Source organism: Pseudoalteromonas sp. Of7M-16, assembly GCF_022347805.1.
In the GTDB taxonomy this organism is placed as follows: Bacteria; Pseudomonadota; Gammaproteobacteria; order Enterobacterales; family Alteromonadaceae; genus Pseudoalteromonas; species Pseudoalteromonas luteoviolacea_F.
The window spans coordinates 326949-348416 of the sequence record NZ_JAKRFY010000002.1; the positions used below are offsets into that span (position 1 = coordinate 326949).

At 41.1% G+C, this 21468-nt stretch carries 16 protein-coding genes; 6 read left to right on the top strand and 10 right to left on the bottom strand.

Annotated elements, in window-relative coordinates; translation table 11 throughout:
- Positions 1-146 precede the first annotated feature (146 nt).
- From MHN81_RS03485 to MHN81_RS03495, 3 genes are all read right to left on the bottom strand, one after another.
- Positions 147-1562 (bottom strand): FAD-dependent oxidoreductase, encoded by a 1416-nt coding sequence (locus MHN81_RS03485; RefSeq protein WP_023402220.1) that lies wholly within the window; start codon positions 1560-1562, stop codon positions 147-149.
- 10 nt (positions 1563-1572) lie between these two features.
- Positions 1573-6030: a glutamate synthase large subunit gene (gene gltB / locus MHN81_RS03490; RefSeq protein WP_023402221.1), complete on the bottom strand. Its 4458-nt coding sequence runs from the start codon at positions 6028-6030 to the stop codon at positions 1573-1575.
- Between the two features lie 489 nt (positions 6031-6519).
- Positions 6520-6858, bottom strand: coding sequence for a Grx4 family monothiol glutaredoxin (locus MHN81_RS03495; RefSeq protein ID WP_023402222.1), 339 nt, complete (start codon positions 6856-6858; stop codon positions 6520-6522).
- A 235-nt stretch (positions 6859-7093) separates the two neighbouring features.
- Here MHN81_RS03495 and MHN81_RS03500 point away from each other — a divergent pair, with 235 nt between their 5' ends.
- From MHN81_RS03500 to MHN81_RS03515, 4 genes are all read left to right on the top strand, one after another.
- Positions 7094-7675 (top strand): Fe-Mn family superoxide dismutase, encoded by a 582-nt coding sequence (locus MHN81_RS03500; RefSeq protein WP_023402223.1) that lies wholly within the window; start codon positions 7094-7096, stop codon positions 7673-7675.
- Between the two features lie 192 nt (positions 7676-7867).
- Positions 7868-9790, top strand: coding sequence for a PrkA family serine protein kinase (locus MHN81_RS03505; protein WP_023402224.1), 1923 nt, complete (start codon positions 7868-7870; stop codon positions 9788-9790).
- Between the two features lie 22 nt (positions 9791-9812).
- On the top strand, positions 9813-11099 hold the full coding sequence (locus MHN81_RS03510) for a YeaH/YhbH family protein (protein WP_239425045.1): 1287 nt from the start codon (positions 9813-9815) through the stop codon (positions 11097-11099).
- Between the two features lie 18 nt (positions 11100-11117).
- Positions 11118-12626, top strand: a complete 1509-nt coding sequence (locus MHN81_RS03515; protein ID WP_023402226.1) for a SpoVR family protein — start codon at positions 11118-11120, stop codon at positions 12624-12626.
- Between the two features lie 435 nt (positions 12627-13061).
- Here MHN81_RS03515 and MHN81_RS03520 read toward each other — a convergent pair whose 3' ends face one another.
- Together MHN81_RS03520 and MHN81_RS03525 are read right to left on the bottom strand one after the other, a co-directional pair.
- Entirely contained in the window at positions 13062-14033 is a 972-nt protein-coding gene (locus MHN81_RS03520) for a sensor domain-containing diguanylate cyclase (RefSeq protein WP_023402227.1), read from the bottom strand.
- A 4-nt stretch (positions 14034-14037) separates the two neighbouring features.
- On the bottom strand, positions 14038-15042 hold the full coding sequence (locus tag MHN81_RS03525; RefSeq protein ID WP_023402228.1) for a response regulator: 1005 nt from the start codon (positions 15040-15042) through the stop codon (positions 14038-14040).
- Between the two features lie 188 nt (positions 15043-15230).
- Between MHN81_RS03525 and tpx the strand changes: the two genes are divergently transcribed.
- Entirely contained in the window at positions 15231-15818 is a 588-nt protein-coding gene (gene tpx / locus MHN81_RS03530; protein WP_023402229.1) for a thiol peroxidase, read from the top strand.
- 168 nt (positions 15819-15986) lie between these two features.
- On the opposite strand, the gene htpG is transcribed toward tpx, so the two are convergent.
- Together htpG and MHN81_RS03540 are read right to left on the bottom strand one after the other, a co-directional pair.
- Entirely contained in the window at positions 15987-17903 is a 1917-nt protein-coding gene (htpG, locus tag MHN81_RS03535; RefSeq protein WP_023402230.1) for a molecular chaperone HtpG, read from the bottom strand.
- A 210-nt stretch (positions 17904-18113) separates the two neighbouring features.
- Positions 18114-18416, bottom strand: a complete 303-nt coding sequence (locus MHN81_RS03540; RefSeq protein ID WP_023402231.1) for a helix-turn-helix transcriptional regulator — start codon at positions 18414-18416, stop codon at positions 18114-18116.
- 192 nt (positions 18417-18608) lie between these two features.
- Between MHN81_RS03540 and MHN81_RS03545 the strand changes: the two genes are divergently transcribed.
- Positions 18609-19061 carry a helix-turn-helix transcriptional regulator gene (locus MHN81_RS03545; RefSeq protein ID WP_023402232.1) on the top strand — a complete coding sequence of 151 codons (453 nt, stop codon included), beginning with the start codon at positions 18609-18611 and terminating at the stop codon, positions 19059-19061.
- A 52-nt stretch (positions 19062-19113) separates the two neighbouring features.
- Here the strand turns inward: MHN81_RS03545 and MHN81_RS03550 are convergent, their stop codons facing one another.
- The 3 genes from MHN81_RS03550 to recR all read right to left on the bottom strand — a co-directional run bounded on the left by MHN81_RS03550 (position 19114) and on the right by recR (position 21454).
- Entirely contained in the window at positions 19114-19458 is a 345-nt protein-coding gene (locus MHN81_RS03550; protein ID WP_239425046.1) for a hypothetical protein, read from the bottom strand.
- 734 nt (positions 19459-20192) lie between these two features.
- On the bottom strand, positions 20193-20561 hold the full coding sequence (locus MHN81_RS03555; RefSeq protein ID WP_155250836.1) for a hypothetical protein: 369 nt from the start codon (positions 20559-20561) through the stop codon (positions 20193-20195).
- Between the two features lie 293 nt (positions 20562-20854).
- Complete coding sequence (gene recR / locus MHN81_RS03560; protein WP_023402236.1) at positions 20855-21454, bottom strand: recombination mediator RecR; 600 nt, start codon at positions 21452-21454, stop codon at positions 20855-20857.
- Between the last annotated feature and the right edge of the window lie 14 nt (positions 21455-21468).

Genomic DNA, 21468 nt, shown 5'->3' on the forward strand with positions numbered 1-21468 from the left:
GTATCTCGGTTAATGCTGGACAACATATTCTGAAAAATAGAATGTGAATAGATAAGCCGTACTAGATAAATTCCTAATAAAACAAAAAAGCCCCAGCGTTTATGCGCTGGGGCTTATCAAAGCATTAGATTAGTTCAAAGCGTAGCTTATACCTCAAGGTAATCTAAGATCCCTTCTGCCGCATTCCTGCCTTCAAAAATAGCCGTAACAACCAAATCAGAGCCGCGTACCGCATCCCCTCCTGCAAAAATTTTAGGATTGCTAGTTTGGTGCGTATATGCGCCTTGTTCAGGAGCGACAATACCGCCCCAATGATTTATCTCGACATCATATTGAGCGAGCCAATCTAAGTTATGTGGTTTGAAGCCAAATGCCAGTACTACTGCATCAGCGTCTATAATATGCTCAGAGCCAGCCACTTCCTGTGCTTGTCGACGTCCGTTGCCATCAGCCTCACCCAATTGTGTTTTCACCATTTTAACGCCGCTCACATTGCCCTTTTCATCGACAACAATCCCTTTGGGTTGAACGTTAAATTGAAAGACTACACCTTCTTCTTTAGCATTTTTAACTTCTCGCTTAGAACCAGGCATGTTGTCCTCATCACGTCGATAAGCACAAATCACGGATTTGGCTTTTTGTCGCACCGAGGTGCGGACACAGTCCATTGCTGTATCTCCTCCACCAAGCACAACAACACGCTTGTCAGCCATACTAATGTAGGGCTGCTGAGACTCGTCATAACCCATCACCCGGTTAGTATTGCCGATCAAAAATGGTAACGCGTCATATACCTGTTTTGAATCCTCATTCTCCAATCCACCGCGCATATATTGATATGTTCCAACACCGACAAACACCGCATCATATTGTGCGATTAACTCATCCATTGTTACATCAGAGCCAACTTCTGTATTTAATTTGAATTCAACGCCCATCTCGGTGAACACCTCACGGCGTTTTTCCATGACTGACTTTTCAAGTTTAAACGATGGGATCCCAAAAGTGAGTAAGCCTCCGATCTCTGGATTGCGGTCGTAGACCACTGCTTTAACCCCATTGCGAACTAAGATATCAGCGCAGCCAAGCCCTGCGGGACCTGCGCCGATAATCGCCACTTTTTTGTCAGTCCAAGTGACGTAAGACAAATCAGGCTTCCACCCTTGTGCAAATGCCGTATCAGTGATGTATTTCTCTATGTTGCCGATTGTAACGGCACCAAACTCATCATTTAGCGTACAGGCACCCTCACATAATCTATCTTGTGGACATACACGCCCACAGACTTCAGGCAAACTATTAGTACGGTGTGACAATTCAGCCGCTTCCAAAATACGTCCCGTTCGGATCAACTTCAGCCACTGAGGAATATAGTTATGCACGGGGCACTTCCATTCACAGTAAGGGTTTCCACAATCTAGACACCTGTCTGCTTGTGAGTCTACCTGCTGCCCAGAGAATGGCTCATAAATTTCAACGAAGGAGTTTTTACGCGTTGATATTGGTTTTTTTCTCGGGTCAACACGCTGCACATCGATAAATTGGTAAACGTTTTCGCTCATAATTCCTCCTCTACTGCGCCTGCACTCTTAGTTCAGCACTACTGCGCGCTCGATGCCCTAATAAACTCTTTACATCACTTGACTTAGGCTTTACTAACTTAAACATAGGAATATACAATTCGAAGTTTGCAAGTACTTGCTCAGCTCTACTTGAGCCTGTGCACTCCAAATGTTCTGCTATTAACCCTCTTAGATGCTCCTGATGTGACGGTAGTCTGTTCAAGGTCAGAACCTCCACCAGTTCTGGGTTAAAACGTTTGTCCATGTCATTTTCTTCATCAAGTACATATGCAAACCCACCTGTCATCCCGGCACCAAAGTTAACACCAATTTGACCAAGGACACAGACAACTCCACCCGTCATATATTCACAGCCGTTGTCTCCTAACCCCTCAACCACAGCATGTACACCGGAATTACGCACAGCAAAACGTTCACCAACACGTCCAGCCGCGAATAACTTACCTCCTGTTGCGCCATATAAACAAGTGTTACCTGCAATAGTCGCTTGATGAGACATAAAACTAGAACCCAATGGCGGTCTTATTACCAGCTTGCCGCCAGCCATACCCTTTCCAACATAGTCGTTGGCATCACCAACCAAAGTTAGCTCTAGCCCACCTGCATTCCATACACCAAATGACTGTCCAGCCGTACCATGTAACTCTATCGACACGGGATCTGCTGCCATTCCTTGATTACCGTATTTGCCAGCAATGTAGCCAGACAACATAGCGCCAACGGAGCGATCCGTATTTTTGATTCTACTAACAAGCGATGTGCCAGACTTTTCATCAATTGCTTGTTTAGCTTTACTCAATAACGACTCATTTAACTCCCCACGGTAGTGCGACGTATTCTCTGCGCTACAGTACAAAGTCTGATTACTCGGGTTATTGGGTTTAGCCAAAATTGGTGATAGATCTAACTTTTGCTGTTTGCTCGTTTTTCCTTCAAGTACATCTAAAAGATCTGTTCGGCCAATTAAGTCTGTTAATTTTGTTACACCTAGTGAAGCCATAAGTTCACGGGCTTCTTGTGCAATGAATTTAAAGTAATTCATAGCCATTTCAGGCAACCCATGGTAGTGGCGCTGTCTTAGCGTGTCATCTTGCGTTGCAACACCTGTCGCGCAATTATTCAGGTGACATATACGTAAGTACTTACACCCTAATGCCACCATAGGCCCTGTGCCAAACCCAAAGCTTTCAGCGCCCAAAATAGCAGCCTTGATAATATCTAATCCTGTTTTTAAGCCACCATCAGTTTGCAAACGTATTCTGTGTCTCAAACCATTTTCTACCAGTGCTTGTTGGGTTTCTGCTAATCCAAGCTCCCACGGACATCCGGCGTATTTCACAGACGTCAACGGACTCGCACCGGTACCGCCATCATAGCCAGCGATAGTGATCAGGTCGGCATAAGCCTTGGCAACACCAGTGGCAATAGTGCCGACGCCCGGTTCAGAGACAAGCTTAACGGAAATCATTGCCTGCGGATTAACCTGCTTTAGGTCAAAAATTAGTTGAGCTAAGTCTTCAATAGAATAAATATCATGGTGCGGAGGTGGAGAAATCAAAGTCACACCAGGAACAGAATAACGCAACTTGGCAATATATGGCGTTACCTTTTCGCCTGGTAGCTGACCACCCTCACCAGGTTTTGCGCCCTGCGCAACCTTAATTTGTATCACGTCAGCACTTTGTAAATAATGTGGCGTCACACCAAATCTTCCTGATGCAACCTGTTTGATGCGAGAGTTTTTCTCGTTACCAAAGCGTAACTTGTCCTCTCCACCTTCTCCAGAGTTTGAAAATCCGCCAAGGCGATTCATGGCAATCGCCAGTGCTTCGTGCGCTTCCGGTGAAAGAGCTCCTATACTCATTGCTGCTGAGTCAAAACGTTTGTATAGATTTTCGGCCGGTTCAACCTCGTCTATCGAGACTGCTTGTTGCGACGTTTTTAATTTCAACAAGTCCCTTAAATTAGTCACCGGTCGATTATTTACAATGTCCGCATACTTCAGGTAGTCTTCGTACTTACCCGACTTAACCGCCACTTGCAGCGACTGCACTACATCAGGGTTATAAGCGTGATACTCGCCGCCGTGCACAAATTTCAACAAGCCACCATGACTCAACAATTTTCGTTTGCTAAAAGCAAGCTGGTTTAACAATTTGCTTTCCGCTTCAAAGTCCGTAAAGTCCGCACCTTTAATACGGCTCACTACGCCTTTAAAACATAAATTGACAACTTCATCAGACAAACCTACCGCTTCGAAGAGCATTGAACAACGATAAGATGCAATGGTGCTGATCCCCATCTTAGACATGATTTTATACAAGCCTTTGTTAATCGCATTTCGATACGACAGCGTCACGTCACGATATGATTTTTTGATCACACCTCTGTCGCACAGAGAAACCAAGGTTTCGTAGGCCAAATAGGGGTAGATCGCAGTTGCGCCAAAGCCAAGTAATACAGCAAACTGATGAGGGTCACGCGCACTGCCCGTTTCTACAATGATATTTGAGTCGCAACGCAGATTTTCATTCACTAACCGTTGCTGAATTGCACCTACCGCCATCGCAGCTGGAATAGGTAAAAACCCTTTTGCGATATCTCTATCACTGAGCAAAATCATGACACACCCATTGGCGGCTTTTTCCTGCGCTTCATCACAAACACGACGCAGTGCACATTCTAAGCCCTCTTCAGGTGCGTAATTTAAATTGACCTGACCAACTTGGTAATGTTTATCATCAGCTGCTGTAAGCTGCTTGATATCCGAGTAGGTTAAAATCGGCGAGTCAAATTGCAAACGCTTTGCATGGCCAGTTGTTTCATTGAACACATTCTGTTCACGACCAATACAAGTTGCAAGCGACATCACGTGATTTTCGCGCAACGGATCGATCGGTGGATTAGTTACCTGCGCAAACTTTTGTCGAAAATAATCGTACAAAGAGCGTGCGCCTTGAGACAACACCGCAAATGGCGTGTCATCCCCCATAGAGCCAGTAGCTTCTTGTCCGTTGGCCCCCATCACGCTGATAACTTGCTCTACTTCTTCATTGCTATAGCCAAACTGCTTTTGATAGGTCAACAATGTTTCATCAGAAAAATCGCGCTGACCAGCATCTTTCTCATCGAGTTGTTCAAATGGCGTGAGACGTTGCACGTTTTGTTCGAGCCAAGCCCGATATGGGTGCCGTGCCTTTAGGTCTTGATCAATTTCACTGGATTGCCATATTTTGCCATGGAGCGTATCCACAACAAGCAATTCACCGGGTCCAACACGGCCTTTTTCAACAACTTCGTCCGCTTCATAATCCCAAATTCCAATTTCAGACGCTACGGTAATAAACCCATCTTGTGTGACTACATAACGAGCTGGTCTTAGTCCATTTCTATCTAAGTTACATGCGGCGAACCGGCCATCGGACATAACGATACCCGCAGGTCCATCCCAAGGCTCCATATGCATTGAGTTAAAATCATAAAATGCGCGCAGATCGTCATCCATGGCGCGGTTTTTTTGCCATGCAGGCGGAACCAGCATTCGCATAGCACGGAATATATCCATACCACCAGCTAAAAATAGCTCAAGGATGTTATCCAAGCTCGACGAATCTGAGCCTGACTCGTTGACAAATGGCGCGGCCAATTGTAAATCTGGCAGTAATGGCGATGAGAATTTGTAAGCACGCGCTCGCGCCCACTGTCTATTGCCCATAATCGTATTGATCTCACCATTGTGAGCCAAATATCGAAATGGTTGCGCCAACGGCCATTTGGGCTGGGTATTAGTAGAAAACCTTTGATGGAAAACACAAATAGCACTGGTCATACGAAGATCTGCTAAATCTAGATAAAAATTTGGCAGATCTGCTGGCATCATCAGACCCTTATAGACAGTTACAAGGCCCGACAAACTCGCAATATAAAATTGCTCATCTGCTGTAATTCTTTTCTCAATTCGGCGCCTTGCAATATAGAGACGACGCTCTAAATCTTTAGGTCTCCAACCCTCTGGCGCACTCACAAACACTTGCTCAAATTGAGGCAACTGAGATTTGGCTATCGGACCCAACATGTCAGGCTGAATTGGCACTTCTCTCCAACCGACAATACTTAGTGTTTCTTTTTCTAATTCTTCATTGATAATATCTCTAGCGGACTGAGCTAACGCGTCATCGGCATTTAAAAATACCATGCCAACCGCATAATTTTTACCTAATCGCCAGTCATTTTCAGCCGCAATAGCCCTGAAAAAGCTATCAGGCTTTTGTAATAACAAACCGCAACCATCACCAGTTTTGCCGTCTGCTGCAATACCGCCTCTGTGCTGCATGCGATCTAGACCCGTGATCGCTGTACGTATTAATTTATGGCTTGCCTGGCCTTGAGTATGCGCAATAAGACCAAACCCGCAGTTATCTTTTTCTAATGCCGAGTCATATAACATAGACCCCTCCCCTTGCTACACCTGCCAGCTGAATGACTTCGACGATTTGCTGGCAGATATTCAAAATTAGCGCTGAAATGAAAACGAGTCAACAAAGAAAAGAATAAATATTCACCACATTGAATATTTTTCAACGACCCCATTTCGTAACCAAAATTTAATACAACGCATCAAACTAGCAAATTTCGTCCCTAAAAAACATTTGACACCGGTATCAAATGTTAATAAATAGAAGAAAAAAGAAAACCAAAGATCAGTTTACGTAAACGTAAACCCACACATGAATGAATAAATATTCACAAATTTAATGCTAAGCATTTATTTGAGGTATATTGATTCAAAGCAAGACTACGCTAGTAGAGGAAACGTTAGCTGTGATGTGCTTTAAAAAGCTTACTGAGTGTGTCTCAATGAGATAAGTTAGTTTGGTAGGCATAAAAAAGCCCGAAATACATTCGGGCTTTTACTGTATCTTGGTGATCTGACTGATTACTCTGCCGCTTCTTCTTTGTATTTAGCCGCAGTCTCAGTGATCAAAGGCTGGAGTTCGCCTTTTTGGAACATTTCGATAATGATGTCACAACCACCGATTAATTCACCTTCAACCCATAGCTGTGGGAATGTTGGCCAGTTTGCATAATGAGGCAACTCAGCACGAATATCTGGGTTTAAAAGAATATCCACGTATGCAAACTGCTCTCCGCACGCCATCAATGCTTGTGAAGCTTGAGAAGAAAATCCACAGTTAGGTAATTTTGGAGATCCCTTCATATATAGAAGAATTGGGTTTTCTGCAATTTGCTGTTTGATCTTATCAATGGTTTCCATATATACCTCAAATGACGATATTATCTGTTCGTACGCGTACTTTTCGCTCAAAATTAACGCATACGATAAATTCACACTACAAGTCTTGGTCACGGGCATTGCTGTTTGCCAAAACTTGAGTAAAATACTCAGGAATTATAGTATCACTATATAACACTAAATCGTACTGAAATGTGCCAAGCAAGTGGCATCTTTTTAGATATTTAGAGTACTCAACCAAAAAATGGAGATTAAAATGGCTTTCGAACTACCGTCACTTCCTTATGCTATCGATGCATTAGAGCCACATATTTCTAAAGAAACTTTAGAGTTCCACCACGGCAAACACCACAACACTTACGTGGTTAAACTAAATGGTCTAGTAGAAGGTACTGACTTTGCAAACAAAACTTTAGAAGAAGTTGTTGTTAGCTCTGAAGGCGGTATCTTTAACAATGCAGCTCAGATCTGGAACCACACTTTCTACTGGCACAGCCTAGCGCCAAATGGTGGTGGTGAAGCGCAGGGTAAAGTAGCAGAACTAATTAACGCGAAATGGGGTTCATTTGCCGCATTCCAAGAAGCATTTAATGACAAAGCAGTAAACAACTTTGGCTCAAGCTGGACTTGGTTAGTTCAACTAGCTGATGGGTCTTTAGATATCGTTAACACTTCAAATGCTGAAACACCGCTTACACAAGAAGGCGTTACTCCAATTTTAACAGTTGACCTGTGGGAACACGCTTACTATATCGATTATCGCAATGTTCGCCCTGAGTACCTGAAAGGTTTCTGGTCACTTGTAAACTGGGATTTTGCGAACCAAAATCTAGCTTAATTACAAAGGTATAACTGTACCAATTTAAGCAATAAAAAAGGCACACAGGTGCCTTTTTTTTATGTCTCTGCATACCGCGATCACATTAAATTCTTATATTTTTTAAGCAAATATCCAATAACAAGACTAAGCTTTAAGTACGCCTTGCATTTTAGCCCACGCATTTAATTTAACTGGTTATTGGAGTTTGATATGACAATATTTGAGCATTACCAATCCCGATACGAAGCAGCAAAAGAAGAAGAATTCACAATTGCTGAATTTCTTGAAATCTGTAAAGAGGATAAGGCAGCTTACGCCAGTGCGCCTGAACGGTTGCTCATGGCCATCGGTGAGCCTGAAATGATAGACACCTCGACGGACGCGAGGTTAAGTCGACTGTTTTCAAATCGGGTCATAGCACGTTACCCTGCTTTCAACGAATTTTATGGTATGGAAGATGCCATTGAGCAAATCGTCTCATACCTCAAACATGCAGCCCAAGGATTAGAAGAGTGTAAACAAGTACTCTATTTATTAGGACCGGTTGGTGGTGGTAAGTCTTCAATCGCGGAAAAATTGAAGTACCTAATGCAACAAGTGCCTGTATACGCAATTAAAGGCTCTCCGGTCAATGACCACCCGCTTAGTCTATTTAACCCGCAAGAAGATGGTGAGTTACTAGAGAAAGAATATGGGATCTCTAAACGCTATCTAAAAACAGTGATGTCGCCTTGGGCAACTAAACGTCTCCATGAATTCAACGGAGATATAAGTAAGTTTAAAGTTGTAAAACGCTACCCTTCTATTTTGGATCAAGTCGCCATCGCAAAAACAGAGCCCGGTGATGAGAATAATCAGGACATTTCGGCGTTGGTAGGTAAAGTTGATATTAGAAAGCTTGAACACTTTGCACAAAACGATCCCGACGCTTATGCATACTCAGGGGCATTGTGCTTAGCAAATCAGGGACTCATGGAATTCGTAGAAATGTTCAAAGCACCTATCAAGGTGCTGCATCCTCTACTTACCGCAACACAAGAAGGCAATTATAACGGCACAGAAGGCATTTCAGCGCTGCCATTTAGCGGTATTATCCTTGCCCACTCAAATGAGTCCGAATGGCAAACATTCAAAAACAATAAAAATAACGAAGCCTTCTTAGACCGCGTCTTTATCGTCAAGGTGCCATACTGCTTGCGGGTATCGGAAGAAGTTAAAATATACAAAAAACTGCTCGAGAATAGTGAGCTCAAAGATGCGCAGTGTGCGCCAGGAACACTCGAGACATTAGCAAAATTCTCTTCGCTTTCTCGAATCAAAGAGCCAGAAAACTCAAGTATTTATTCTAAAATGCGTGTTTATGATGGCGAGAGCTTGAAAGACACAGATCCAAAAGCAAAGTCTTATCAAGAATATCGAGACTATGCGGGTGTAGATGAAGGAATGAATGGTTTATCCACTCGATTCGCATTTAAAATATTGTCGCGCGTTTTTAACTTTGACCACGCAGAAGTTGCAGCCAATCCAGTACACCTGTTCTACGTCTTAGAACAACAAATCGAGCGTGAACAATTTAGTGCTGAAGTGCAAGAGCGATATTTAAGTCACTTAAAAGGTTACTTAATTCCTCAATATGTCGAATTTATTGGTAAGGAGTTACAAACAGCTTATCTTGAGTCCTACTCAGAATACGGACAAAACATTTTTGATAGATATGTCACCTATGCTGACTTTTGGATCCAAGACCAAGAATATCGGGACCCAGATACTGGGCAGCTTTTTGATAGAGCAGCTTTAAACGCTGAACTTGAGAAGATTGAAAAGCCTGCGGGCATCTCAAATCCAAAAGATTTCAGAAATGAAATCGTCAACTTTGTTCTACGTGCTAGAGCCCATCACAACGGTGAAAACCCGGTATGGACTAGCTATGAAAAACTAAGAACAGTAATAGAGAAAAAAATGTTCTCTAACACTGAAGATTTACTGCCCGTTATTTCTTTCAATGCCAAGACGTCTGCTGAAGACCAGAAAAAACATGAAGACTTTGTCAATCGGATGATGGAAAAAGGATATACCCAGAAGCAGGTTCGACTACTTTCTGAATGGTATTTGAGAGTTAGAAAATCACAGTAATCTAACGATTGGAGGATGGTCAATGGCACATTTCATCGATCGAAGATTGAACGGTAAAAACAAAAGCACGCCTAACAGGCAGCGCTTTATAAGACGCTATAAAAAGCAGATTAAAGAAGCGGTTTCGGATGCGATAAACAAACGAAGTGTGACGGATATTAGCAGTGGAGAAAGCATATCTATACCACAACGAGATATTAGTGAACCTGTATTTCACCAAGGTAAAGGGGGAAATAGGGAACATATACATCCAGGCAATGATCAATTTAGTACTGGTGACAAAATACAGCGCCCTCCTTCCGGTCAAGGAGGGGGCGCAGGTGAAGGCAATGCCAGTGATCAAGGTGAGGGACAAGACGACTTTGTGTTTTCTATTTCAAAGGATGAGTATTTAGACCTCTTATTTGAAGATCTAGAACTGCCAAACTTGCAAAAGAGCCAGTTAGACAAGCTCGTGCAAATGAAAATACACCGCGCGGGTTTCTGTAATGACGGGATGCCAAGTAATTTAGACATAGTGCGTTCACTAAAAGGCTCGATCGCAAGACGGATAGCAATGACAGCCAGTAAACGTAGCCGCTTAAAGGAGCTCGAAACTGAGCTTGAGCTGCTATTGGCTGAACCTGTTCCACCTCAGCATCAAATTGAAACGATCGAAGCTGAAATTGAATCATTACGGAGACGAATTGCGGCAGTGCCTTTCATTGACAACTATGATCTTAGATTTAGAAATTATGAAAAGCGTCCACACCCAACGAGCAAAGCAGTTATGTTTTGTTTAATGGACGTATCTGGATCTATGGACCAAGCAACAAAAGATATGGCAAAGAGATTTTACATTTTGTTGTATCAATTTTTAACGCGTACTTATAAAGACATTGAGGTTGTTTACATTAGGCATCACACGCAAGCAAAAGAAGTTGATGAACAGGAATTTTTTTACTCTCAAGAGACAGGTGGCACAATTGTTTCAAGTGCGTTGAAGTTGATGGATGAAATAGTTGCAGAGCGCTATTCACAAGGGGATTGGAATATCTATGCAGCACAAGCGTCAGATGGTGACAATTGGGCAGACGACTCGCCACACTGTACCGATATCCTTGCAAATAAACTGCTCAAAGTGGTGCGTTATTACGCCTATATAGAAATCACGACAAGAGCACATCAGAGCCTATGGAGAGAATACCAAGGGCTATCTGCAGCTTATAATAATTTTGCTATGCAGCACATACGCTCAGTAGAAGACATTTACCCAATCTTCAGAGAGTTATTTAAAAAGAACCGGCAAAAGCAGCAAGGTGCAGCATAACAAAGAGGGGAAGCGCAAATGACCTACAACCCTTTAAATGATGGTCCAGATTGGACTTTTGAAAGATTAGAACTGTATCAAGCCGAAATTGCTCGTGTAGCGGAGCACTATCGGCTTGATACTTACCCCAATCAAATTGAAGTGATCACCGCAGAGCAGATGATGGATGCATACTCTAGTGTAGGTATGCCCATCGGTTATGCGCACTGGTCTTATGGTAAAAAATTCATCCAGACGGAACAAAATTATAAACGTGGGCAAATGGGGCTCGCATACGAGATAGTCATTAACTCAGATCCCTGTATTGCTTACTTAATGGAAGAAAACACATTGCCAATGCAAGCACTCGTGATGGCACATGCTTGTTACGGCCACAACTCTTTTTTTAAAGGTAACTATTTATTTAAAACCTGGACTGATGCGTCTTCTATCATTGATTATCTGGTCTTTGCAAAAAACTATGTCGCCGAATGCGAACAAAAATACGGCATCGAGGAAGTCGAAAATTTACTAGATTCTTGTCATGCACTGATGAATTATGGTGTTGATAGGTACAAAAGGCCACAGCAAATTTCGTTATTTGAGGAACAAAAACGTCAAAAAGAACGTGAAGATTATCTTCAATCCCAAGTTAATGAATTGTGGAAAACCATTCCTAAAAGCAAACAGGAAGACACTGAGGATTTACCACACTTCCCATCAGAGCCACAGGAAAATATACTCTATTTCATTGAGAAAAATGCCCCTTTGCTCGAGTCATGGCAACGCGAAATCATACGTATCGTAAGAAAGATATCTCAATATTTTTATCCTCAAAGACAAACTCAGGTCATGAACGAAGGGTGGGCAACCTTTTGGCACTACACCATTCTCAATCACCTGTATGATGAAGGAAAATTAAGCGATGCATTTATGCTTGAGTTCCTACAGAGCCATACTAATGTGGTTTATCAACCCCCCTATAACAGTAAGTTTTATTCGGGAATAAACCCCTATGCATTGGGGTTCAATATGATGGTGGACATAAGACGTATATGTGAAAACCCCACAGAAGAAGATAGACAGTGGTTTCCTGAATTTGCAGGTAAAAACTGGCTAGATACACTGCATTTCGCGATGGAAAACTTTAAAGATGAAAGCTTTGTCAGTCAGTTCTTATCCCCCAAGATAATCCGTGACTTTAAGTTATTTACCATATTAGACAAAGAGTCCTCACCTCATCTTGAAGTTAAGGCTATTCATGACGAAGCGGGTTACCAGAAAGTTAGAAGCAGCCTATCGGCACATTATAACCTCAGTAACAATGAACCAAATATACAAGTTTATAAAGTAGACGTTCGTGGGGACCGATCTTTGACTTTAAGGTACGTCCCTCAAGATAAGATTCCGTTAGCAGATTCAAAAATTGAAGTGCTCAAACATCTCTATCGTCTATGGGGGTTTGAAGTTAGATTAGAACAAGCTGAAGAGGATGGTAGCGTGACAACTCTTGGCCAGTGCCCGTTAGAAAACCCCGAAAGTGATTAGCCTGACAACACACGAGTTACCCTCGTGTGTTGTTTGCTTGCCTGTCCTGACGCACATTTTTCATTTATTACTCTAGTAATGCCAAGTACACCCTACACGTCCGCTGCATATGTTTGAGTGTTACGAAATATATTTCATTAAACTATTACCATACAAATGTAGTTAATATCGTTAACTAAAAAGCTTAGATTCGGTAAAGTTAAACTCAATCAGCCGTCTGTCGAAGAAGAACATCCAATTAACGGGTATTGACAGCAGCCTTTACATGCCTTGGATTTTTTAAAGGTCTTATCAAAACCTGATTTCATTAGTAGAAGTGAATTTCGTTATATCGGACACAGAGAAGCGGTTTGAGAAGATTTAGGCCTGACTCGCAACTTTGGGGTTTAATAACCATTACAGTGCTCAATTAGCCTATTGAGCACTGTATTTCGTCTACTGAGACATCGACGGATCATATACGGTAACTTTGTTCCTACCAGTTTCTTTTGAATGATAAAGAGCAGAATCTGTCGCTTCGATCCACTGCTCATGCTTGTCAAAGCTATTGTCGTAACAAGCGATGCCAAGGCTCACAGTCAATCTAATTTCTTTCTTGTCATAATAGATCACTGAGTTTTCTATCATGCTTCGCAAACGCTCTGCAAAAATCAATGCCCCATCCGCATCGGTATCGACAAGCGTAACTGCAAACTCTTCACCGCCATATCGACCAGCAACATCTGTTTCACGCAGCGTTTTCTTTAAAAGGTCAGAGATATGACGTATCGCCTCGTCTCCGCCACTATGGCCATACTCGTCGTTAATTTTTTTGAAAAAATCTATATCAAACATCAACAAACAACTACAACCATTATTGCGCTTTAAACGTTTAAATTCAGTCCGCGAGCACTCTTCCCAATACCCTCTATTCGATAATTTAGTCAGAGCATCTGTACGGCTCATTTCCTCAAGCGTTTTGTTTGCTTTTTCCAACTCTAGCTTATTCATTGCTTCATCTGTGACATCATAGAGGATCACACATATGTGACCGACATCCCCTGTTAACGTTGTCAATGGAATAAACGTTGCGTTTTGATACATATATTCAGCTTTACCGGTAATAGGCCGGTAGTTTTTAAAGCGAAATATATATGGTTGCTGCTCCCATATGGTAAAAGAGCGATTCTTGAGGACAAAAACTGGCTCGGCTTTCCCCCTGAACCAAGACTCATCAATGCTCGGGAATAGATCGAATACATCTTTATCTTTTACTGCACTAGGCAATAATCCAGAATGATTTTCCATAAAACCATTCCAAACACATACACGATAATCTCGGTCCAGAACAACCAGCCCAACATCAACTGTGTTAAACATATCCATTAGCCAATGGATTTCATTCATATCAAAATCAGAAGCTGGCATAATTCTAATCTTCTAATAAGTATGCGACTTTAAATTTAAGCGTCTTCAAAGAATCTTCAGTGAATAGTAGCATCAAGTCGCAGTTAATATTATGGTGTTCAATTCCATAGCTAATTTCAATTGCTAGGGTCCTCTGCCACCTTGCTTTATTGGCTTTTACCAACTCAGATACCTCACAGTGTTGCCCAAGAACAACGGGATGTCCTTGGCTAAATGGCATATCGAGCTGTTTAGAGAGGCCTGTTAATATCGCACCAATCAATATGTTGCTAATGTCCATCAGCAGTTCGAGTTCAACCTTTTGGTTCAACTCACCTCCATATTTCATCAAAGACGCTATTTCTTTGAAGCTAGAATCATTCAATAGCAGCAATGCTTCTCCCGAAACACCACCACCGATGAAGCCTTGGCACACACCAGATGTAGAGGCGTTTGCGTCTATTGCTTGCAAGGCCATGTGTAATTCGTTGACTTCTAAAACATTGACGTTAGGAATTGGCAACTCCACAAAGACATTGAGCAACCTAGCCAGCAAATCGCCAGCTTGGCCCATTGCGACATTTGCAATTTCTTGGTAAATATCTCTGAGCTCAGGTTCAATTTGCTCGCCAAGCTTGTGAACTAGGCTCTCGCGGATCGCTTTGTCTTTGATACCATGCTGAGTAATAATCTCTTCAAGCTTTTTTGCATCGCACGGTTTTCTAATAAAATCTATTGCCCCAAGCTCCATCACACGTTGATGTGCATTGGGCTGTATATCTCCTGATACAACAACAGTCAGAACATTCAGTCCTTGTTCTTGTATCGCTTGCAATACCTCATAACCATCCATATGTGGCATATTGAGATCTAAAAACAAAATTTCAGGCGTGATCTGTTTTATTTTCTCAATACAATCCAATCCGTGTTCTGCAAACTCAACTTTTATATCCCAGTCATCAGGCAAAGACCGTGCAAGTTGCCGTCTTGCTAGTTTGGAATCATCACAGATTAGGATGGGTGTTGACATAAAAGCTCTCTATATATTGGGTACAATACCCAAAATTCTAATTATAGTTATCAAACAGCAGTGTTTAGATTAAATATGTTAATCAATGCATGATTAATTTACAATCCAAATTACTACCAAAGCTTGGTTATATAAAATCAGTATAATACACTGTCGTGAATTGCGAAAAATTTAAAAAGGAATACGTTATGCGTAGAGTTCCCTTTATTACAACAACCATTTTCGCGCTGAGCTGTTTTTCAGCCAGTGCTGCGCTCGACGAAAACCAAGTAGATAAAGGCAAAGTTACTGCTGGGGGTAAACCAGTTACTTTGCTTGGCTCTGGTGTTACTGTCGGAGAGCAAGCACCTAGCTTTAAAGTAGTTAATGCCGATTTCACACCAGTGTCATTGTCACAGTTTGATGGAAAAGCTGTTGTGATCAGTGTTGTTCCCAGTTTGGATACTGGAATTTGTAGCCTTCAAACCAAATACTTTAATGAAAAAGTGGCAGCTCAGTACCCAAATATTGTGATGTTGACAATAAGTACAGACTTACCATTCGCTCAGAAACGTTTCTGTAAACAAGAAGGCGTTGATAAAGTTCAAACGTTATCTGATGCTGTATGGCGAAACTTTGGAGAGCAATATGGCTTGTTGATTAAAGATATGGGCTTATTGAGTAGAGCTGTATTTATCCTAGATAAAGATCATAAAGTAAAATACAAGCAACTCATCGGCAACCTTGCTTCTGAACCCAACTATGCTGACGTTATAAAGTCACTAGATACGCTTTAAATCACAACTAAAAAGTAGATCTCAAAACAAAAAAGCCAGCTATCGCTGGCTTTTTAATGATTCAATTGAAGAGAAACGGCTGTGGAGCAGTTTCAAAAATCGTCATTGCAAGCGCCCAATATGAGTAATCGGACGCTTTCTAATACTGATTGTAGACTAGTATCTCTCTTACTTACTTAAATCTAGCATCAGCTTGTTTAGGCGCGTTACAAAGCCAACAGGGTCTTTCAAGCTACCACGTTCAGCCAGTAGTGCTTGATCTAATAGTACTTCTGACCATTGAGCAAACTTGTCTTCATCTTGCTCATCGTTCAAGTGCTTAACAAGCTGATGGTCAGGGTTAAGCTCAAATATTGGCTTGCTCTCTGGCGCTGATTGACCAATTGACTCCATGAGCTTCTGCATTTGAGAGCTCATATCATGGTCATCGACAACCACACAAGCAGGAGAATCTGTTAGACGGTGTGTGAAGCGTACCTCTTTAACTTTGTCACCAAGTGATTCAGTGATGCGCTCAACTAACCCAGCTACCTCTTTTTCACTCTCTTCTTGCGCCTTTTTAGACTCTTCATCTTCTAAGTCACCTAAGTCTAAGTCACCACGTGTAATCGACTGTAGCTGCTTGCCGTCAAACTCAGTAAGGTGCCCCATCATCCACTCATCAACTCTATCCGACATAAGTAAGACTTCAATGCCTTTTTTGCGGAAGATTTCCAGATGCGGTGAGCTTTTAGCCGTTGCAAAGCTATCTGCAACAACATAATAAATTTTATCTTGCCCTTCTTGCATACGTTCAACGTATTCAGATAGCGCAACATTTTGTGTGCTTTCATCTGTATGTGTCGAACTAAAACGCAGTAACTTAGCAATTGCTTCTTTGTTTGCAGCGTCTTCTGCTGGACCCTCTTTGATAACTTGACCAAACTCATTCCAAAATGTTTGATACTCTTCAGGTTTGTTCTTACCCATTCTATCAAGCATTTTCAGCACACGAGACGTACAACCCTTACGAATTGCCTGAGTCACTTTGTTATCTTGCAAGATTTCACGTGACACGTTTAGTGGTAAATCATTAGAATCAAGCAAGCCTTTTACAAAGCGTAAATAGCTCGGCATGAACTGCTCTGCATCATCCATGATAAATACACGCTGGACATATAATTTTAGTCCCGTTTGGCGATCACGGTTCCACATATCAAATGGCGCTTTCTTTGGAATATACAACAGGCTTGTGTACTCAGTTTTACCTTCTACCTTATTGTGAGCCCAAGTTAATGGCTCTTCCCAATCATGACCAACATGCTTGTAGAACTCTTTATACTCATCTTCTGAGATCTCCGACTTATCACGCGTCCAAAGTGCAGTTGCTCGGTTAATTGCTTCCCACTCACCTGGTTGAGCTTCTATTTTTTCACCATCTGGTCCTTCTGATTCAGGGACCGGTGCTTTGAACATTTCAACAGGGATTGAAATATGGTCTGAATATTTGGTGATAACTGAACGTAAGCGGAAATCATCTAAAAACTCGCTTTCTTCTTCACGAAGGTGCAAAATAATTTCTGTACCGCGGTCAGCTTTATTGATTTCAGCTAGGCTGTACTCACCCTCACCTTTTGACTGCCATTCAACAGCAGACTGCTCACCCGCTTTGCGTGTACGAACTGTTACGTCATCAGCTACGATAAACGCTGAATAAAAGCCTACACCAAATTGACCGATTAGCTGTGAGTCCTTCGCTTGATCGCCAGTTAAATTTTGGAAAAATTCAGCAGTGCCAGATTTTGCGATTGTACCTAGAGAGTTAATCACCTCTTCACGGGTCATACCAATACCATTATCTGAAATGGTAACTGTTTTAGCATCTTTATCAGCACTTATTCTTACTTTAAGCTCAGCATCCCCCTCATACAGGTCGCCATTTTGCAAAGCTAGATAGCGTAGCTTGTCAGCTGCATCAGAAGCGTTTGATACAAGTTCACGTAAGAAGATCTCTTTATTTGAATATAAAGAGTGGATCATAAGGTTTAATAGTTTACCTACATCTGTTCCAAACTGATGATTTTCTTTGTTTTTAATATCAGACATCGACTATATCCTAATCTATTTGGTATACAGGGTTTTAAGCTGTTAATCGTATTATGAAACGATATATTGTGCTTCGATGTCATTTTTCAAGGGGAAAGTAAAAATTTTTTCTACTTGATAGGTTGTGGCGATTACTGATCTAATTGTCGTAGTTTAGCTGTGCTACCTAACGAGATAGCACAGCGACTTGAATCATATGAGCCAGGGGGACTAAGCTGTTTTCTTGTTATCAAAAGCACTTTCAGCAATATCACATTGTTCCAGTAGCATCAAAAAGTTTGGTTTGCCAAATAACATCATAACATCCAAAAGTTGCGAAGCGGATAGCTCGGTTTTGCCAGATTCCCAATTTGAGATAGTCGCCTGATCAACGGGTGTTACCAAGCTTTTGCCTAACTGGGCTTGAGTCAAATTCATATCTTGACGCATTCTACGTATTGTCATTTGAATATAGCGCTTTGCGTCTTGCGTTTGTGCTCTTCGAGAGCGCTCATTTCTAGAGATTATACTCATAACATATCCATATTATTTATATCATTGTTCTGACATTGAATTTAACAATATACATTGAGCAAATAGTGAGCTCACTAGATACATACATCAGAAAAAATGATTAAAATTAACCCCGACCCAATTAGACAACTTATATCATTTCATGTAGGCTATCTGGGTCAACTGAGTAAATAATTGATCGGATTGGGTTATATGTCAACATCTTTTGCTACAAGATTGAAACAACTAAGGGTTTCATTGGAAGAATCTCAAATCAGTTTTTCTGAGATATTAGATATACCTACAGCCTCCTATCGCAAGTATGAGAAGGGGGAAAGGGAACCTACTTTGTCAGTTATTGAAAAGTTCTTTACGCATCCACTGACAGAAAATCACGCCTGTTGGCTGATCACTGGCGAGGACCAACCCAATCCGACCACTTTAATCACTGAAGCACCCCAAAAAGATAGCACTCAGCCGTTTAGTAAAGACTTTGAATCAAAATTTATTCAAACTGCAAAAGAAAGTTTATTATTTATTTGTCATTTAGGTTGGTTTAAACGAGGAAAAGAAGTCAATTTTGACAGTTGCGGCAAAATTTTATTGAGAGATTTAGAGCCATTTTTAGATAAACACGCCAGTGTAGAAAACAAAAAGGTTGGTTAATGATAAAGGTATAGGGGCTTTTAAACGTACTAAGATCCACCCTGAAATTAATTCACTTAATCACTTTTAGTTTTACTTTTTCTTGCTCATCATTGCTTTGTTTTAGTTGATAGTCTTTAGAGTCATCTCTAAAATCTTCCACCCGTTTTAATGCTACTTGAACAGCGTCGTGTTTAGTCATGTCATTGTCGATCTCAAGCGCTTTACCCAGATCCATTACAATCTCATACGCTTCATCATAGAGCTCCTCAGGCACCTCTTCATTACCCGTAGGTTTAATAAATAGTTCACGGATCTTCTCTTCAAATTTAGTCAGAGAATGGCCGTTAATAATTGCAGCGAGAATGAAGCAGATCACTAAGCAGTGAATTAAAAGCAGTACAATTAAAAATGGCATCCTAACATTCCTTTGCGTATTTTTTTTTCATTATTACATCAAACGGATATTTTGCTATAAGGAAAAATTGCAAGACGATTGTTATCAAAACCAAAATTGAATAGTAGTGTTTAAATGAGGTTATATCTAAATAACCAGCCATCAATAACTGTGCTGTTTTTAACAACATACCAATCAGAAATAAGTAACAAGAGTATCTGGCAACTGGGGAGAAAGTGCACCCTCTGATCGCATGCAATAAAGTTAGTGCTATGATAAACGACGCGTTACCGCATGCGGAAATGAAGTAAAATATTTGCCTTCGCACCATTTTGTCTATCTGTAAATCAAGTAAACTGTTGAGTAGATGCTCGAAAAGAAGGAGGCAAAACACCGAGGTTATAGTCGTTAAAAAGCAAGAATGTAGCTCGTGGTCAGATTTGTTTTTTAAGCTCTTACTTCCACCAAAAATTAATTCTCGTCGTCGTTCTTTAAATAGGTAAAGAAAACACCCAAGTACCGAAAACTGAAGCCCTACGATAATCCAAGAAATTGTATCCAAAAACTCATTCATAAAATTTTGCTAATACTTTCTGGTTGCCCCCAGCTATTTCAAACCAGAGCAAGGTATACCTATTGACACCAGTATTTGAAAAGACTTTTCCGATAATATCTAAGTCACTCTCTTATTCATTAATCAACCAACTCAACACGGGGAGTGTTTAGCAATCACACGGACATTCATTGCAAAAATGCTATTTAACCACCCACAAATTGGCTGCTTTATTTTTTGTTGTTTTTTCAGCTACAGGCGCAGTCTGCTCTTGCTCTGTATGCTGCTTTTGATCCCTAAAGGCTTCAACTCGCTTAAACACACTTTTAACACCATTGTATTTAACCATGTCGTTATTACACTCCAACACAACGGCTAGATCATCCACGATCTCATATGCTTGATGATATTCTTTTTCCGAAATATCTTTATCTTCCACAGCTGTTTCTTTTACAACTACATTCTTTATTCTCTTTTCGATAAAATTCAAACTGTGGCCTTTCACTATCACAGTAATGCAAATAGCAATAACAAGAATATAAAGCAATGTAGCAGCGATGAGCATTATCACAATAAAAACCTTATATGTATCTATCTAAGATAGCGTGTCCAACTTACCCACATTTTTTGTACATGTGTCAGGCTCAATTAAGCTTTGGTCCAAAAAAGTGAGTTTAAATAACAATGCTTTGGGTCACGCTAGTCGTTTAAATACCATCAGTCACAAGATAATAAATTTCTCTATTCCGAATTGCAACTTTTAATTTTACAACTTTTAAACAAAATATACTGGCACACCAAGCACAGCTCAAAAACTATTCTCAAGTCGCATTCATCTTAAATATCTAAGAAAAAATGTAATATTTACAATACTTTTCGGCCAGAAAATGCATGCATTAACGTCATGCCATCTACCAAATCTAGCTCCCCTCCAACAGGCATACCATGTGCTATTCGCGACGCTTTTACGTTGAGATTATTACACAACTCTGCAATATAGTGAGCTGTTGCTTCCCCTTCAACAGTTGGGTTCGTCGCAAGAATAACTTCTTGAACCTGGCCCTTCTGCAAAGTCTGCTGGAGCTTGTCCAAACCGATTTCTTGTGGTCCTATTCCATCTAGTGGAGATAAATGACCCATGAGCACAAAATATAATCCGGTATACTGACCCGTTTGTTCAATCGCAAGAACATCTGTAGGAGACTCGACTATGCATAGCAGCCCCGTATCTTGACGCTTTACACTTTGACAAATATCACATACCGGTGTTTCAGAAAAAGTTCGGCAAGATTCGCAGTGGCCAATATCCTGCATTGCTTGGCTTAAACAGTTGCCTAATTGAGCCCCTCCATCTCGGTCTCTTTCCAACAAATGAAATGCTATTCGCTGTGCAGACTTCGGACCAATTCCAGGTAAGCACCTTAGCGCTTCGACTAAGGCTGCCAATTTAGGTGATAACTGCATATATCCTCAAATAG